Raw genomic sequence first — 15,748 nt, forward strand, 5'->3', positions numbered from 1 at the left:
CAATCACAAGAGCATCGTCGATGCTCAAGGAAATCGTCGGGATGGGTGATATCTGCGCACGAGGTGCCTACCGTTTCTGCGTCCGCTTCACACTCCACCCGCTGCAACATTAACGCGGTTACCACCGTGGCAGAGAGAATTTCCCTTGGTGCTTACTGTCGCTCAATGGCCACCGTTGCCTAGACATGCATGAGAGGCGATGCCTCATAAGCACGGGCTCCCTTGGTATGACTAGAATGACCGTCGTTCCTCTGGAGAGTCGGCTCTTGATCATTAACCTTCCTCCCAATTTCTCGGCCCGCTCGCGCATACCAGCGATTCCCCAGTGGCCCTCTTTCTGGCACAACTCAAGGCGCTGCTCGCTGACACCGATACCATTGTCTTGAATCAAAATCTTCAATCCGCGTTTCACGAAGACCACGACGATAGAGATGTTCTTTGCAAGCGAATGTTCAAAAGCATTGCGCAAACCCTCACGAACAATAGCCAACACCTCAATTCGTACTTTTGGTCGTAATTTCCAAGGCGAACCCTTTATCATTAAGGTGAATTTGGCATTCGAATCTGAGGCCGCGCGCTCTCCCATTTCCAGGATCGCCGCTACCCAATCCTTTTCGTCGTCGTCGGGCAAACGAAGCGCATTAATAGCGTTGCGCCCGTCCACGACGATATGACGAAGCTTTTGCTCAATCCTTGTCGCGCGCTCGCGCTCTTCTTCCGGAAGCCTGGAGGAAAGCACTTCAATCTCAAGCAGGATTCCCTGCAGCCCCTGCAATAAGGTGTCGTGCAGCTCTCGCGCTATGCGCTTGCGCTCGGTACGCCTCTCATCTTCCAGGGGGCGATTCCCTTGCTCTGTGGATCCAGGCCGTAACCTGTTTAAGTTCCAAAGCGCGAAGAACAGCGTCGCACCACTCCCCAGCGGCCACATCCAGCTCGAGGAAGAAATAGATAGCCCGCTCCGCACAAATACAGCCTCAGTAGTCGGCACACTTGCCTTCGGCCACCTGTATATCTCGATGCCTTCTTGATAGAAATTGGACGATTCTTGATTTTTTTTGTAGAAACCCACAACGCCTGACGGGAAAGCGTGTGAGCAACTCGCATTTGACGGCTGGCTGGCTACGAAATTTTTCCAGGCGCAAATGGGCACCCGCGGCAAGGAAATACTGAGGTATCTGAGGTATGTCCGACGCGACAGGCAACGTCGCTAGACCAAGCTGCTCTCACAAGCTCCCTTTGCGAAGCCGTATCGCCACATGGAGCTTCGCCAGCCATGCAGGATCTTGAATGCTCCCTCCAGTAATCTCTTGGATGCGCTCAAGCCTATAGTTCAGCGTATTGGGGTGGATCCCCAAAATGTCGGCCGTTTGCTTGCGCTTTTGGAACTGATCCAAATAGCACTCCAAGGTTCTCAATAGATCCGGTTCATGCGACAGCCGTTCAATGAGGGACTCTAAGTAACGAAGAACGTTATCTGAACGTCTCGCGCCTTCGTTCAGCGCGATGTCTGAATACCGATACAGGCGATTGCCGCTCCCATCGCGCTCACCGACTTCCAGTGCCTTGACCGCTTCGTCCACGGAACCGGACCAACCGGATGGTCCCAATCCCATCATCCCTACACCTACCCGTTTGAACTCGGGGACAGTCTCGACTAACCGCGTAGCCAACTCTCCCATTCTTCGATCACTAGCGAGAAGGGAGTCACCTCGAATGCAGGGGACCCAAAAAATCAATCGCCCGCGATACATCACCCTCACAAGATCCGACCCGCTGATCTTGGCCATGCGCGTGACAACCAATTGCACGCGGTCTAGCTCAGCTTCTATGCGAGATGGCATCGTGTCTATCGCATTCGTATCGAACGCTAACGCGACCCGCGCGATCGTTGGATCGATGCCAATGGCCTCCGAGACTCTATTGAACTCGTCTATCTCGCCTGCAGGGCTAAAGATCAGATTGCAGAGTTCGTATCGTAGTGCGTCCTTCCACCTTGACTGCCCGTGTTGCTCCTCCATATAGGCGATTGCGATCGACTGTGCCATTTCGTCGAAATGATCGAGAAGATACGGTGATACGGTGAAAAGAAGCTCGCTCTGTACGTCCTGTTGCTTCGACGCGAGCTCCAGGTAAGCGTTCCAAAGCTCTTTTGATCCGACTCGATAGGCCCTTAGGAGTGACGCGAGGTCAACACCTTGATGAACACGTCTTCGCCCAAGGTTTCGAAATATCTCCATGTCTTCATCCGTAGGACTTTGTCCCGTCAACATGGAATTGAACCAAAGCGTTGCTGAGAACCGAATCGACTCCATAACATCGCTCTTGGTGCTCGATGATAGGTCGTTGTAAGTCCCGTCACTTTGCGAGATCGCCCGATAGGACCTATCGACAATCATGCTCGGATCTCTCGCATATTCCGCGGTCACTTCGCGAAGCTTTCCCGTTACTTTTGGAATTTTCATGTTTGCACCGAGACAATGAGATAGTGCTCGTTCCCAAGCGCACACCTGGGTGAAAGACTTATGCGAGAACTGAAAAGGCTGCCGGTCTCCAGTCTAGCCTTTCAATCGGAGCACAACAGAACAAAGGGCGCTGTACGGCGCCCTTTGTTCTCGAAATTTCAGAATCTCCGCTTGGTAATCGATGCCCTGCCTGCAGAAAGGCCCAGGCTGACGCCTTCGCTACCACCATCCGATGTCGACGAAATCGCGGTCTTCGTGAGTATCTGAGCCTCACTCGCTATCCGTCGACGGTGTCACTTCGTGCAGTGCGACTTAGCGTTGCATTTGCATCAGATGATCCATGGGGACCATGTTGTGATTGAGGTGACCCATGATCCACATGGATCCCACGACGACGATCATGATGATCAGCATTGTCGTTGCGAAAGCTATGACATTGATCTTTTGCGCGGGAGCAGTGTTGATGTGCAGAAAGAAGATGAGATGAACAAGCATCTGAGCGATCGCCAAAACGGCCAATCCGGCCTCGACGCTGAACGGAGCCATATTCGTGCTGCGTGCCACACTGAATGCGGCGACCGTGAGCACGATCGCCAAAACGTAGCCAACAATGTAGCCGCGTAGGCCTCCGTGGGCCTCTCGACTCTCCAATCCAGGGGTATGTGAATCCCCGGGGGGCGGGTCGTGCCGTAGATGTGTCGTCATAGATAGCCTCCGACCAAATAGACAAATGTGAAGACGCCAATCCAAACCACGTCGAGGACGTGCCAGAAAAGGCTAAAGCATAGGAAGCGACGCACCATTGCTGGCGTAAATCCGCGTCCGAGGAATTGAACAAGGAGAACGCCGAGCCACAGGAGCCCGCATGTCACATGCAAACCATGCGTACTGACGAGCGTAAAAAACGAGGATAGGAACGCGCTGCGATCGGGGCCGTCGCCCCTCGAGATGAGGTCGGCAAACTCATGAACCTCTAACGTTAGAAACGTCAGGCCAAGCGCAGCTGTAACAAGAAATCCTATAAGCGCAACGAACTTGTTTCGCCGATCGCACGCCAGCATGGCGATACCGCAGGTAAAGCTGCTTGTGAGAAGGCAAGCCGTTTCGATAAATGCGTTGTGCGCACTGAAAAGCATGTGTCCATCAGGACCACCATCCGTCGCAGTCCTCAATACGGCGAACGCGGCGAACAGCGCAGCAAAGAGGATGCCATCGCTCAGAAGATAGATGTAGAAGCCAAAGCCGGTGATATGTTGTCTGGAGGACAACTGCTCATCCGAGCCATCTACGGGAATATCCAACGATGCAACATTGCTAGACATAATTCTGTCCCTTCCTGATCAGACGACGTGAGGTTGCGTGCGCTCGAGCCGGCCTACTTCAGCGGCCGAAAGCTCGAATTCATCGTTTTCGTCCCAGGACGACCACGCGATCAACGCGAAAAACGCAATGATCGCCAAGACACCCATCCACCAGATGTGCCAGATCATGCCGAACCCGCCGATGACGGCGAAGAAACTCATGAAAAATCCAAGCCCCGAGTTCTTTGGTATCTCAATAGCCTCGAAAGATTCGCTTGAGGCAGGCCTGACCTCTTGCTTTGCTCCCCAGTACGCGTCGAGACCACTCACCTTCGGTACTCGCGCAAAGTTATAAGCGGGAGGCGGCGAGGTCGTTGACCACTCCAGGGTGCGTCCATCCCACGGGTCCGCCGCGCCGCCACGCAACGTCTCGCGGTGCCTGATGCTCCATACCAACTGGGTGACCTGAAGCAGAATGCCGATCAGGATCAACACGGCTCCGCCCTCGGCGAACAGCAGGTATGGCAGCCATGCCGGATCGTCGTAATGGTTCATGCGACGTGTCATGCCCATGAAGCCAAGAATGTAGAGCGGCATAAAGGCAAGATAAAAGCCGAAGAACCAACACCAAAACGCGGCTTTACCCAAACCTTCGTGAAGTCGAAATCCAAAGGCTTTCGGAAACCAATAGGTGAAACCAGCAAAGCAGCCGAAAACCACACCGCCGATGATCACGTTGTGGAAGTGCGCGACGAGAAACAGGCTGTTATGCAACACAAAGTCCGCCGGAGGCACCGCCATCAAAACACCGGTCATACCGCCGATCGTGAACGTCACCATGAATCCGATGGTCCATAGCACCGGCGATGCAAAACGCACGCGCCCGCCATACATCGTAAAGAGCCAATTGAAGATCTTCACGCCTGTCGGTATGGCAATCACCATGGTGGTGATGCCAAAGAATCCATTGACGTCCGCGCCCGAGCCCATCGTGAAAAAGTGATGCAACCACGTGGTGAACGCCAAAAGGGTGATGACCATTGTTGCTATGACCATCGACCGGTATCCGAACAACGGCTTGCGGGAGAACGTTGCTATGACCTCCGAGAACACGCCAAATGGCGGAAGAATGAGGATGTATACCTCTGGATGACCCCATGTCCATATGAGGTTGATGTACATCATGGGGTTCCCACCGCCATCGTTGGTAAAAAAGTGCATTCCTAAATAGCGATCCAACAGCAACATCGCAAACGTTGCCGTCAAGATCGGAAACGCTGCGACTATGAGCATGTTTGACGCAAGCGCGGTCCACGTGAAAATCGGCATCATCGACAAGCGCATGCCGGGAGCACGCATCTTCAGGATCGTCGTCACCAGATTTACGCCCGAGAGAAGCGTTCCGACTCCCGATATTTGCAACGACCAAAGGTAGTAGTCGACCCCTACGCCAGGGCTGAAAGGCAACTCGGAGAGAGGCGGATAGGCCAACCAGCCAGTGCGCGCAAATTCACCAATACCAAGGGAAAGATTGATCAGGAGTGCCCCAGCTGCGGTCAGCCAAAAACTGACGGAATTCAGTACAGGGAACGCCACGTCGCGCGCACCAATCTGCAGCGGCACGACGAAATTCATCAAGCCCACCACGAACGGCATCGCCATGAAGAAAATCATGATCGTGCCATGCGCGGAAAAGATCTGATCGTAGTGCTCGGGTGGAAGGAAGCCGTGGGCGTTGCTGCTTGCCAACGCCTGCTGCGAACGCATCATGATCGCATCACTGAATCCGCGAAGAAGCATCACCGTTGCCAACAGCGTGTACATGATGCCGATGCGCTTGTGGTCGACGGTCGTGATCCACTCGGTCCAAAGCCATGTCCATTTGTGCATGTAGGTGATCAGAGCAAGGATCGCCAGGATGCCGACGATGAGCACGGAACACGTGATCATGACGATAGGCTGGTCGAAGGGGATCGCACTTAACGTAAGCTTTCCGAACATGTCAGTGCTCCGATCGTGCGGGTATGCGCGCAGCGCCAGGGGCGTTTGCAGAGGTGGCCAACGTCGATTCCGGACGTTTCGTGGCGTGGTCGATGGCGTGGTCGAACAGATCGCCTGAAACCGGGAAGTAGTACGTGACCTCGCCGACCTTGTGATCTGCCACTAAACGGTCATAGGCCGTTGCATCCAGTTGTGTCGCCGCCGACTTCGTCCGCGCGACCCACGCTTCGAAGCCTGCCGCGTCGGTCGCAAGCACTTGGAAATGCATATCAGAGAATCCATCGCCGCTGAACTGCGCGGACAGGCCACGGTAGTTGCCCGCCTCGTTCGCCTGCAGTTGCAACTGTGTCTGCATACCTGGCATGGCGTAGACCTGACCGCCCAATGAGGGGATGAAGAACGAATTCATCACGGTCGCCGATGTCAGCTTGAAGGAGACCGGCGTGTTTATCGGTACGGCCAACTCATTGACACTGGCAACACCTTGCTCCGGATAGATGAACAGCCAGCGCCAGTCCAATGCGACGACTTGGACGACAAGCGGCTTTTGCTTTGATGCCAGTGGCCGATACGGGTCGAGCTGGTGTGCACCGACCCAAGCCAAGCTTCCGAGAAACAGGATGACCAGCATGGGGATCATCCAAATTGAAAACTCGATGGCTCCGGAGTATTCCCATTGCGGCCGATATTTCGCCCTTGCATTGGATGCGCGGAACCACCAGGCGAACCAAAGCGTAAGAATGATGATGGGTGTAATTACCATCAGCATCGGAATGAGCGCTTCCAGCAGAAGCTGTTTCTCTTGCGCCCCAACAGGTCCCTTAGGGAGAAGTACACCCTCAGTGCAGGCGCCCAAAGACGCACAGACCGCCACAGTTGTCAAACGAACCAAAGACGACGAGATCGTATTTCTAAGCATCATGATTGGTCTCCGCGATCGGCGGCCCGATGGGTGGCCACAATTCGTCCACTGCGTGACATAACGATGCAGAGACGTTAGGTCGCAACTACCAGCGCGGTCTTGGACAAAACTGCCCCATAAGGAACAGATGAGACCTGTCATCGTGATCGATGCAAATAAAGTCGCGCACACCCTGGCTCAAAAGTGTCGAATTGCTCAACAGAGTCGTAGACCAAACAAGTCGCGTGGTTTTCGTACATATCCGGTCAATCGCGTACAAGCCTATCGTGCGACGTTGGCGCTAACGTCGTCTTCGGCTAGAGCTTGGTTCTTTCTAGAAAGAACAGCACGGACATCAGCCGATTCGGGCCTTCCGACTATCTACGGATTCGTTCGATTCGCTTGATTGGCACCCAGGTGTGCGTCGACTTTCATTGTAAGGAGATTGCAGGTATGGCTATGACGTCTGCCGAATACATTGCCCGCGTACTCGAGCTAGCGGGCATCAAACACGTTTACGGCGTCGTTGGAGATTCGCTCAACGGCTTGACAGATGCTTTCCGCAAGTCCGGCGCCATCGAATGGATCCACACGCGTCACGAAGAAAGCGCTGCGTTCGCCGCCGGTGCAGAAGCGCATTTGACGGGTCAACTGGCTATTTGCGCTGGCAGTTGTGGTCCGGGCAATCTTCACCTCATCAACGGTCTTTTCGACTGCCATCGCAGCGGTGTTCCCGTTCTCGCTATCGCGGCGCACATCCCAAGTAGCGAAATCGGTATCGATTACTTTCAGTCGACGCACCCGGAATCACTCTTTAAGGAATGCAGCCATTACGTGGAGTTGGTGTCGAATCCAAGCCAGCTCCCACAGATTCTTGGGCGTGCCATTCGCGCTGCTGTCGCTCGACGCGGCGTGGCAGTTATCGTCATACCTGGCGACATCGCACTCAAGGACGCGGTAGCCGAGCCGCCACGCTGGGTGATGCCGACCAAGCCGATCGTTCACCCCTCATTGAAGGATCTCAAACGACTGGCAAACCTGCTGAGGGATGCGACACGCGTCACCATTTTCTGTGGTGCAGGTTGTGCCGGAGCGCACGACGAAGTGATCGAGCTCGCCAAGCGCCTGAAAGCGCCGATCGTTCATACCTTGCGCGGCAAGGAATTTATTGAGTATGACAATCCCTACGATGTCGGCATGACTGGGCTCGTAGGCTTCTCGTCGGGTTATGCCGCCATGAAGGACTGCGACACACTGTTGTTGCTAGGCACCGATTTTCCATACCGCCAGTTCTTTCCAACACACGCCAAGATCGCGCAAATCGATATACGCCCCGAAGCGCTGGGAAATCGCTGCTCACTTGAGCTTGGCCTCATTGGCGACGTGAGGGAAACACTTCAGAGCCTGCTTCCTTCGATTCCCGAGAAGGTCGACTCCAGCCATTTGGATGCGTCTCTCGCTCACTATAAAGAGGCGCGGAAAGGGCTTGATAAGCTGGCCGAACCCAAGGAAGGCAGCAAGTTAATCCATCCGCAATACGTAACCCAACTCGTCAGCGAGTTAGCTGCTGAGGATGCGATCTTTACATGCGACGTCGGTACCCCCGTTCTTTGGACGGCGCGCTACCTCAAAGTCAACGGTAAGCGCCGTATCGTCGGCTCATTCAACCACGGCTCCATGGCGAACGCGATGCTGCACGCAATAGGCGCGCAGGTCGCCTTCCCCCAACGCCAAGTGATCTCAATGTCTGGCGACGGCGGCTTCTCCATGATGATGGGCGACTTCCTTTCGCTCGTACAACTTAAGCTTCCGGTCAAGATCATCCTGCTCAATAATGGAACCTTGGGCTTCGTTGAGATGGAGATGAAGGCCAACGGTTTTGTGGATACCGGCTGCGACCTAGTCAATCCCAATTTCGCAGACATGGCGAATGCCGTGGGTGTCAGGGGCATTCGCGTTGAAGATCCAAAATACCTTCGCTCGGCGCTTGTTGAAGCGTTCAACCACGACGGCCCCGTGCTAGTGGACGTTGTTAGCGCGCGCCAGGAATTGGCAATGCCGCCAACGACAACGTTCGATGAAGCCTACAAATTCGGTCTCTTCATGATCAAGGCGGTTCTCGATGGCCGAGGAAGCCAGTTGGTCGACTTGGCGAAAGTGAACCTACTTCGCTAATCAGGAGAATCGCATCACGCGCTTGCACCGCGGGGTCATTACTCCCGCTCAGTTCACAATGCCACCTTTCGCGGACCCCCTCTCGGATCGCGATATTGCGGACATTCCGAGCTTCGTCAGGACCGGTTGGGGAGTTCAACAAACGACAGTGGACGCCGGACAAGTCGCGCATCTTCGAAAAGTACTTGCTCCGCGACAGGCTGCCAAATCCACCTATGACTCTCGTGCAAATGACGCTGACACCAGGAAATAACGCACCATGAATTCACGTCGATGCTCGAAGCCACTGGTTTCATTACCGCAAGCAAGAGCCTGGTGGCGTGCCGCGCTAGCCCTGACCTCGGTCGCCGCGTTGGCTGCGTGTAGCGCGTCCCCTTCTCGGAATATTTTGGGATCTTATTTTCCGACCTGGATGATTTGCGCATTGCTTGGACTGGCCGGCGTAGTGGTTCTGCGCGCCGTGTTTGGAAAAACTGGCATCGACGCGGGGCTACCGATTCCGGTGGTCGTCTACTTGTGCACGTGGGTGGCCGTCACCCTGGCGATCTGGCTGCTATGGCTGGGATGAAGGAGACACCACGCATGTCCGAAAAGACAACTCTGGGTCGAATCATCGCATTTGTTGCGATTGCCAGCGCAGTAGTGATGCTGATCACGACGATGATTGTCCTGGACCAGCGCCCTCGCACACATGACGCCTACGTGTTTGCCTACAGCGCAGGCATTACGCCGGAGGTAAGCGGACGCATCGTCGAGTCCGACATCAAGAACGACCAGTTTGTCCACCAGGGTGACGTACTGCTTCGCATCGATTCCGAGCCGTTCGAGATGAAGCTTCGACAGGCGAACGCGCAGGTCGCGGCCCTAGAGGCCGAAATAGACCTGACGGGCCGTCAGGTAACAGCACAGGGCTCGGGTGCACAGGCAGCCGCTCGCGAAGTCGATCGCGCGCGCCAGCAACTTGCGCTGGCGCACAACACGGTCGAGCGCATGGCGCCTCTGTTGGCGAAAGGCTTCGTGACAGCACAGCAAATGGACGAAGCGCGTACGAACGAGCGCACGGCCAACGCACAGTTGGCGGCAACGATTCAACAGGCCTCGCAAGCCCAGGAAGCCATCGGCGACGTGGAGAGCCTCAAGGCGCAGCTGCTCGGAGCCCAAGCAGCCCGGGACCTGGCCGCGCGTGACGTCCGTGAGACGGTGATTCGGGCGCCGGTCGATGGCCGAATCGCCGGATTCAATTTGTCGATCGGCTCGTTCGCTGTCGAGGGCCATCCGCTTTTCACGCTGATCGACAACAACCATTGGTATGCGATCGCCAATTTCCGTGAAACGGATCTGCATCACCTTAAGGTGGGCGATCGTGCCACGGTCTGGGTAATGGGCTACGACGAGCATCCGCTCCAAGGTGCGGTAGAAAGCCTTGGCCCCGGCGTACAACCGGAGGGACAGGCTGGCCCTGGATTGCCCGAGGTCGATCGAAACCTCAACTGGGTCGTCGTTGCGCAGCGCTTCCCGGTATGGGTGCGCCTGGATCAGGCCGATACAAGCTTCTTGCGCATCGGCGCCACCGCTTCGGTCAAGGTGGCGAAATGACTGTCATAAGCGACAGCGCCTCCCCAGCACGACTCCAAACTCTACTGCACCGTGAGCTACAGCTTGATGCAGCGCGGATTCGCTCCATCGCGCGCATCGCGACGGGCACGGCCATCGCGGTTACGGTCGCGATGGTATTTCAGATACCCCTGCCCGCTTACGTTGCGTACCTGATCTTTCTTCTTAGTCAGGAAGACACGGCTTCAACGATTATCGGAGCGATCGGTGGGCTGGTGGCCGTAACGCTCGCAGTCGCGCTCTCGCTGCTGTTCTACGTGTTCGACGCGTCGGAACCCGCGCTACGGATTCCGCTGCTGGCCCTGAGCACGTTCCTGGGCATGTTCCTGTCGCGGACGAGCACGCTTGGCCCCATCGCCTTTCTCTCTGGTTTCGTCCTGGTGCTTTCGCAAACACTTGTCGATAACGCACCCAATACCGAGGCGGTTACGCACATCGTGCTGTGGCTTTGGGTCGTGGTCGCCATACCTGTCTTTACCGTCATCGTGCTCAATCTTTTGACCGGACAAAGCCCCGTTTCGCTTTCCCGTCAACGAGCCGCGGCGTTGATGGACGCCGTCGCGGACTACATCGAACTGCCGCTTTCCCAGGACCCGTCCTTGCTGCGCGAAAAGCTTGTAGCGCTTAACCAGCTAAAAGGGAAAGCCCTTTTGTGGGACAAAAAGCTCAAGGCATTCGCGGGAGAAGATCAACGGTTGTTAGGGCTCATGCTCGAAATACTCCAGATTGCCCGGGCTTTGCCGCCGCAGCTTCCAGCGACCTCCCGGCATGGATTGGCTTCGAGCGTTCGCCAAAGCCGGGCGCTCTTTCTCGAGCGCAGAGGAGTCGACGACGCGGCCGTTCCGATGGCTCAAGAGGGCGTGAAATCCGGCTCCGACCCTGTGTATGCAGCCCTTCGTCTGGCGCTTTGGGAATTGCGTAGGGAAGCCGGCGGGCACGCCCAGGTGGGCACTTCAAATGCTCACGCCACCGCTGCTCGTCGGCTGTTTGTGCCGGATGCCATTCACAACCCGGCATACGTACGCTACGCGCTCAAAGTGACTTTCGCCGTTTTGGCCGCCTACGCCACCTACTCGCTGCTGGATTGGCCAGGCATCAGTACCGCGGTCACGACATGCTTCTTCGTTTCTCTGACCACCTTTGGCGAAAGCGCGCATAAGCTGACGCTACGAATTTCGGGTGCTGTCTTGGGAGGTATCCTCGGCGCCCTGTGCCTGGTCTTCGTCATTCCGTTGCTGACGGATATCGGTCAACTATGCCTGCTTGTCGCTACCGTCTCCGCACTTTGCGCATGCATCTCCACGAGCAGCGAAAACATTTCTTACGCCGGCATGCAAATGGCGTTTGCGTTTTTTTTGGGGGTTTTGCAAGGGTACGCACCAGCCAGCGACCTAACGGTCTTGAGGGATCGTGTCGTGGGTATCGTGATCGGAAACATCTGGATCAGTGTCTTTTTTACGAGTCTTTGGCCCGTCAGCGCGCTTCAGCAGGCTCGCAACCTTTGGCTTTCGTCACTGGAGAAACTAAGCGCAATCCTTGTCGCGCCGACGGCACAAGCTGCCGCAGACCTGCGGCTCGAGGTCAACACCAAGGTCCAACAAGCAGCCTTGTTGAAGTCGCGCTCGGTATTCGAAGGATCATGGGTTCAGCGCCGTCGACCGGCTCATACCGCCGAACTCGAAGCATCTGCGATGGAGCGATTGGTCTATTCGACCTTTGTCCTTCGGCGCCTGCAGTCTTCGGCTCCCTCTCCAGCCGCCGTCGATCTTTGCATGTCGCAGCGCTTGCTCGCGCTTTCCAAAGGACCTGCCCCCGATTCCCTACTTCTTGACGTGCCGGATCCGACGTCACTTGCCGGTCGTGCGCGTTTGCGCCTGAACGAAGAGATCGATCATGCATCGCGCCTGCTATAGATCGTCACTCCTTGTCGGCTGTGGCGTCACCATCGCGCTTTGGGCTCACTCCACGCCTGCATTCGCGAACGACGCACCCGTTTCGTGGGCACAGGCGTCGACAACCACCGCCGCGCCGGCGGCAGCGAATACACCCACGGTCGAAAACCGGGCCTATTCTTTGGCGGAACTGGTGAAATTGGCGTTGTCGATCAACCCGCAAACACGCGAAGTTGAAGAACAGGCGTACCAGGCGAATCTGGCGACGCGATTGGCCAAGAGCCAATACGCGCCGCAGGTCAGCCTCAAGGCACTGGGTGGTATCCAACGCACGCCGCTAGCCATTCCACCGACCGTCTCGGCGAAAGGTTATTTCGTTTCGTCGACGCGTGAGGTTTTTCCAACCCTCGAAATGAAGTGGCTCCTGTTCGATTTCGGGCGGCGCAAAGGCGAAGTCGAAGAGGCCCGACACAACGCCGATGCCGCGCAGTCGGCGGTCTTGGGGACACAGGAAAAGCTGATCTACGAAGTGTCGGAAGCCTACTTCGAGACCGTCTCTGCGCAAGGGCGCATTCGTGCCGCGCAGAAAGCCATCGACGCCGCCGGACTTGCCGAACAGGCCGTCCTTGACCAACGCAATCATGGACGCGCTACCGTGGTCCAGGTAGCCGAAGCTCAGCGCCAGACCGCTGCCATGCATTTGGCGCTCACCAAAGCTTCCGGTGCCGCCGATACCGCGTTTGCAGGCCTGGTCGCGACCGTCGGTTTACCACCCGAAAGTCACTTTGAAATCGCCGCTCCATCGGAAGTTGCAGCAGCTGCTTCTTTGAAACCGCTGAACGCCTTGATGGATGATGCACTCGAGTCGCGACCGGACATCCTCGCTGCCAAGGACAAGGTAGCCGCATCAGAAGCCAAAGTCGACACAATGAGGGCTGCTTATCGGCCCACGATCAGTTTGGCTGCACAGGTGTTTCAGAACGTCGGCGAAATCAGCAGCGACGGCAGCCCCTATTCGTCGATCAACCGTACCGGCAATGCCGTGTTCGTCTCGTTCGAATGGGCATTATTCGATGGCGGCGCGCGCGCGACCAACGTGTCAGTCGCCCTTTCCGAGAAATCCGCTGCCGAAGATTCTCTGGCGGCCACCAAGGACGGTGCTTCACAGCAAGTCGTGCAGGCCTATAACAATCTCAAAACCAGCCTCGATAACCGCGTGCAGTCGCTTGCCTACACAAGGGCCTCAGACGTCGCCTATCAAGCGACCTTGGATTCCTATCGACGCGGTCTCAGTAGTATCACCGATCTCATGAATAACGAGGCGGTTCTCGCGCAAGCGCAGGCGGATCAGGAAGACGCAGATGCCGATGTGCAAATTGCCAAGGCCGCGCTCGATCTTGCACTCGGTCGTCATCCGGTATCGCCATAACGCCTGCCATCCATCTCTTGCATCACCCAAGCAGTGGAGTCCGCCATGAGCAAGAAAGTCGCCGAAATCATCGTGGAAGTCCTCGAACAAACGGGTGTCAAACGCTGCTATGGCATCGTCGGCGATACCCTTAGTCTGATCGCCGAACATCTCGACAACAGCACCATTGAATGGGTGCATGCTCGCCATGAAGAAGCAGGTGCCTTCGCCGCCGGCTGCGAGCCAGCCTTGACCGGCCAATTGACTGTCTGCGTGGGTAGCTTCGCGGCGCCCCTGCTCCGTGGGGACGCCGCAAGGTAGAGCCGAGACGTTTACCTGGTAGCGCTGACGTATTTCATCGGGAGCGCTTTCAAGCGTCGCTAGTGTGTGCGCGCCAGCAAGACCACGTTGATACCCTCTGCAGCTAGCGCTTCGGCACATGCCCGCCCCAGTCCCTGACTGGCACCACAAACCAAGGCGGTCTTTCCTGTGATTCCCAGATCCACCGCGACGCCTCCAGATTGATAGGCCGCCTAGCAGTGTGACCAAGAGGAAGCCATGGACTAACACCGTACATGGGCATCCGCTTTACTCTTCTCCTGCGACGTCAGGCATGACCTTCCCCATTTCCATAGCCTGACTTGGAGACACCTCTTGTATTCCGATGACGATTTGTTCGTCAGGCGCAGCGGTTGCTGCCTGAAACATGGCCCACAACTCGGTGAGAAATTTCCTTTTGTATTCCGCCGACCTCCCCGACCGAATGAGCACGGTAAGCGCAGCAGTAGGCGCCTCTTCGCCCGCACTAAAACCATCGCCCGGCTCAAAGTCCTGAAACACAACATGCACCCAGTTTTGCGGTACACCTGCATATTCGGAGTGAAACGATGTCAATTGTTTCGCCAAGCGATTTTTGGCGTGACCATCGAGCGTTCCTTTCTGTGTCACTAGCGTGTAGAGAGGCATAAGTTTATCTATCCCTAATGCTTGATGGCACCAGCGCAGCGCAATAGGCGTCACTTCACCGAATGATCGACCAGCGTCTTGAGATCAGTCACGGAATACGAGACACACATCCGATAACCGTTGCCGCATCGCACGGGTGAAAGGTCCGAAATCTCCTCGTTCTCGCACTCCGGCAGCGCCAGCTCGCCCTTACCCATCCATGCATCAGCCACTGTGAAATTATCCATGATGGATTCCACCAATTCGTGCACAGCAGGACGCTCCCACTGTCCAGCTGCGAGTCTGGGGAAATGACGCATATTGATAGTAGGACGAGAACCCAGGGCAGCAGGGTCCGTTACGGGCTTTTCAAGGGTAACGATACCCTTCGCTATGCGCTGTCCGTTCGTTGACGCACTCGCGCCAAATCGACTTCCGGCTGCGAGCTTGGTGGCAGCGGGGCCTTTCGCACTAAACGTGCGCGTCTGGAAAACCGAGCCTAGGCGCTTTGGGAAACCCTGCGTCAAACCGCGCGCAATCGCCGCGTCGTTATCAACGAAGATATAAGGACAGAATGCAACCGGTTTACCGTCGAACAACGCATCAACGAGTATGAAGAATTCCCGGTACTGATATCGTGCCGGATTCAGTAACTCGTCATGCTCGCCGGTGAATTGCCAGTCAATGAAGTACGCCTGCGCGTGTCCTTCCGCCTTGGTATCTTCCTGCAGCTCCGCAGGCAGAAGAGACGCAACAGCGTCTGGACGCGCCCAGAAGTCAATGACGAGGAAATCGCCGGCGTAGTGCCAAGGCGGAGGCGGAGAGATGTTGGAGAGACCGCGGGGTGTCAGGGGAACGAAAAAATTGCGTTTCATATGGCATCTCCTGGATGAACGTCAGACAAGAGCGGCCTGTCGACCCGACCATGGCCCGGGCGAATACGATGACATTCACAGCTCGACGGGTCTTGAACAAATATGACTGCAAAAGCAGAAAACTTACGCCGCGACGTGAATGCTGATCAGAGTTATTGTGTCCCGAACAGCTCA

At 56.1% G+C, this 15,748-nt stretch carries 14 protein-coding genes and 1 pseudogene; 6 read left to right on the forward strand and 9 right to left on the reverse strand.

All coding sequences use genetic code 11. The features are described from left to right. Window positions 1-118 precede the first annotated feature (118 nt). The 6 genes from GSQ75_RS07025 to cyoA all read right to left on the reverse strand — a co-directional run bounded on the left by GSQ75_RS07025 (window position 119) and on the right by cyoA (window position 6,686). Window positions 119-1,069, reverse strand: a complete 951-nt coding sequence (locus GSQ75_RS07025) for a histidine kinase (protein WP_158753739.1) — start codon at window positions 1,067-1,069, stop codon at window positions 119-121. 154 nt (window positions 1,070-1,223) lie between these two features. Beyond that, on the reverse strand, window positions 1,224-2,462 hold the full coding sequence (locus GSQ75_RS07030) for a helix-turn-helix domain-containing protein (protein WP_158753740.1): 1,239 nt from the start codon (window positions 2,460-2,462) through the stop codon (window positions 1,224-1,226). 312 nt (window positions 2,463-2,774) lie between these two features. Further along, window positions 2,775-3,167, reverse strand: a complete 393-nt coding sequence (gene cyoD / locus GSQ75_RS07035; protein WP_158753741.1) for a cytochrome o ubiquinol oxidase subunit IV — start codon at window positions 3,165-3,167, stop codon at window positions 2,775-2,777. Then, a complete protein-coding gene (locus tag GSQ75_RS07040) occupies window positions 3,164-3,784 on the reverse strand; it encodes a cytochrome c oxidase subunit 3 (protein ID WP_158753742.1) in 621 nt (206 codons plus the stop codon). Before GSQ75_RS07040 ends, cyoD begins: the two co-directional genes overlap by 4 nt. A gap of 18 nt (window positions 3,785-3,802) precedes the next feature. Beyond that, window positions 3,803-5,764: a cytochrome o ubiquinol oxidase subunit I gene (gene cyoB, locus GSQ75_RS07045; RefSeq protein ID WP_158753743.1), complete on the reverse strand. Its 1,962-nt coding sequence runs from the start codon at window positions 5,762-5,764 to the stop codon at window positions 3,803-3,805. A 1-nt stretch (window position 5,765) separates the two neighbouring features. Beyond that, complete coding sequence (cyoA, locus tag GSQ75_RS07050) at window positions 5,766-6,686, reverse strand: ubiquinol oxidase subunit II (protein ID WP_216840621.1); 921 nt, start codon at window positions 6,684-6,686, stop codon at window positions 5,766-5,768. 438 nt (window positions 6,687-7,124) lie between these two features. On the opposite strand from cyoA, the gene poxB reads away from it, so the two are divergent. From poxB to GSQ75_RS07080, 6 genes are all read left to right on the forward strand, one after another. Beyond that, entirely contained in the window at window positions 7,125-8,840 is a 1,716-nt protein-coding gene (gene poxB / locus GSQ75_RS07055) for a ubiquinone-dependent pyruvate dehydrogenase (RefSeq protein ID WP_216840622.1), read from the forward strand. A gap of 259 nt (window positions 8,841-9,099) precedes the next feature. Then, window positions 9,100-9,408, forward strand: coding sequence for a YtcA family lipoprotein (locus GSQ75_RS19290; protein WP_158753745.1), 309 nt, complete (start codon window positions 9,100-9,102; stop codon window positions 9,406-9,408). A 14-nt stretch (window positions 9,409-9,422) separates the two neighbouring features. Continuing rightward, on the forward strand, window positions 9,423-10,436 hold the full coding sequence (locus tag GSQ75_RS07065) for an HlyD family efflux transporter periplasmic adaptor subunit (RefSeq protein ID WP_158753746.1): 1,014 nt from the start codon (window positions 9,423-9,425) through the stop codon (window positions 10,434-10,436). Next, a complete protein-coding gene (locus GSQ75_RS07070; protein WP_158753747.1) occupies window positions 10,433-12,367 on the forward strand; it encodes an FUSC family protein in 1,935 nt (644 codons plus the stop codon). Before GSQ75_RS07065 ends, GSQ75_RS07070 begins: the two co-directional genes overlap by 4 nt. Further along, window positions 12,348-13,775, forward strand: a complete 1,428-nt coding sequence (locus tag GSQ75_RS07075) for a TolC family protein (RefSeq protein ID WP_158753748.1) — start codon at window positions 12,348-12,350, stop codon at window positions 13,773-13,775. Before GSQ75_RS07070 ends, GSQ75_RS07075 begins: the two co-directional genes overlap by 20 nt. A gap of 45 nt (window positions 13,776-13,820) precedes the next feature. Further along, window positions 13,821-14,075: a thiamine pyrophosphate-binding protein gene (locus GSQ75_RS07080; RefSeq protein WP_216840623.1), complete on the forward strand. Its 255-nt coding sequence runs from the start codon at window positions 13,821-13,823 to the stop codon at window positions 14,073-14,075. Window positions 14,076-14,143: 68 nt separating this feature from the next. Here GSQ75_RS07080 and GSQ75_RS07085 read toward each other — a convergent pair. The 3 genes and pseudogenes from GSQ75_RS07085 to GSQ75_RS07095 all read right to left on the reverse strand — a co-directional run. After that, a pseudogene (locus GSQ75_RS07085) lies at window positions 14,144-14,260 on the reverse strand (SDR family NAD(P)-dependent oxidoreductase); the annotation flags it as partial. Between the two features lie 82 nt (window positions 14,261-14,342). Beyond that, complete coding sequence (locus GSQ75_RS07090) at window positions 14,343-14,720, reverse strand: tautomerase family protein (RefSeq protein ID WP_140804569.1); 378 nt, start codon at window positions 14,718-14,720, stop codon at window positions 14,343-14,345. A 50-nt stretch (window positions 14,721-14,770) separates the two neighbouring features. Continuing rightward, window positions 14,771-15,574, reverse strand: a complete 804-nt coding sequence (locus GSQ75_RS07095) for an acetoacetate decarboxylase family protein (protein WP_158753750.1) — start codon at window positions 15,572-15,574, stop codon at window positions 14,771-14,773. Window positions 15,575-15,748: the final 174 nt, after the last annotated feature.

This window comes from Dyella sp. S184, assembly GCF_009766065.1.
Classification (GTDB): Bacteria; Pseudomonadota; Gammaproteobacteria; order Xanthomonadales; family Rhodanobacteraceae; genus Rhodanobacter.

Bases quoted from the DNA above. Each gene is read 5' to 3' on its own strand.
- cyoA (WP_216840621.1), bottom strand. From the start codon at position 6,686: ATGATGCTTAGAAATACGATCTCGTCGTCTTTGGTTCGTTTGACAACT.
- cyoD (WP_158753741.1), bottom strand. From the start codon at position 3,167: ATGACGACACATCTACGGCACGACCCGCCCCCCGGGGATTCACATACC.
- GSQ75_RS07075 (WP_158753748.1), top strand. From the start codon at position 12,348: ATGCATCGCGCCTGCTATAGATCGTCACTCCTTGTCGGCTGTGGCGTC.
- GSQ75_RS19290 (WP_158753745.1), top strand. From the start codon at position 9,100: ATGAATTCACGTCGATGCTCGAAGCCACTGGTTTCATTACCGCAAGCA.
- GSQ75_RS07040 (WP_158753742.1), bottom strand. From the start codon at position 3,784: ATGTCTAGCAATGTTGCATCGTTGGATATTCCCGTAGATGGCTCGGAT.
- poxB (WP_216840622.1), top strand. From the start codon at position 7,125: ATGACGTCTGCCGAATACATTGCCCGCGTACTCGAGCTAGCGGGCATC.
- GSQ75_RS07030 (WP_158753740.1), bottom strand. From the start codon at position 2,462: ATGAAAATTCCAAAAGTAACGGGAAAGCTTCGCGAAGTGACCGCGGAA.
- GSQ75_RS07090 (WP_140804569.1), bottom strand. From the start codon at position 14,720: ATGCCTCTCTACACGCTAGTGACACAGAAAGGAACGCTCGATGGTCAC.
- GSQ75_RS07095 (WP_158753750.1), bottom strand. From the start codon at position 15,574: ATGAAACGCAATTTTTTCGTTCCCCTGACACCCCGCGGTCTCTCCAAC.
- GSQ75_RS07065 (WP_158753746.1), top strand. From the start codon at position 9,423: ATGTCCGAAAAGACAACTCTGGGTCGAATCATCGCATTTGTTGCGATT.
- cyoB (WP_158753743.1), bottom strand. From the start codon at position 5,764: ATGTTCGGAAAGCTTACGTTAAGTGCGATCCCCTTCGACCAGCCTATC.
- GSQ75_RS07080 (WP_216840623.1), top strand. From the start codon at position 13,821: ATGAGCAAGAAAGTCGCCGAAATCATCGTGGAAGTCCTCGAACAAACG.
- GSQ75_RS07070 (WP_158753747.1), top strand. From the start codon at position 10,433: ATGACTGTCATAAGCGACAGCGCCTCCCCAGCACGACTCCAAACTCTA.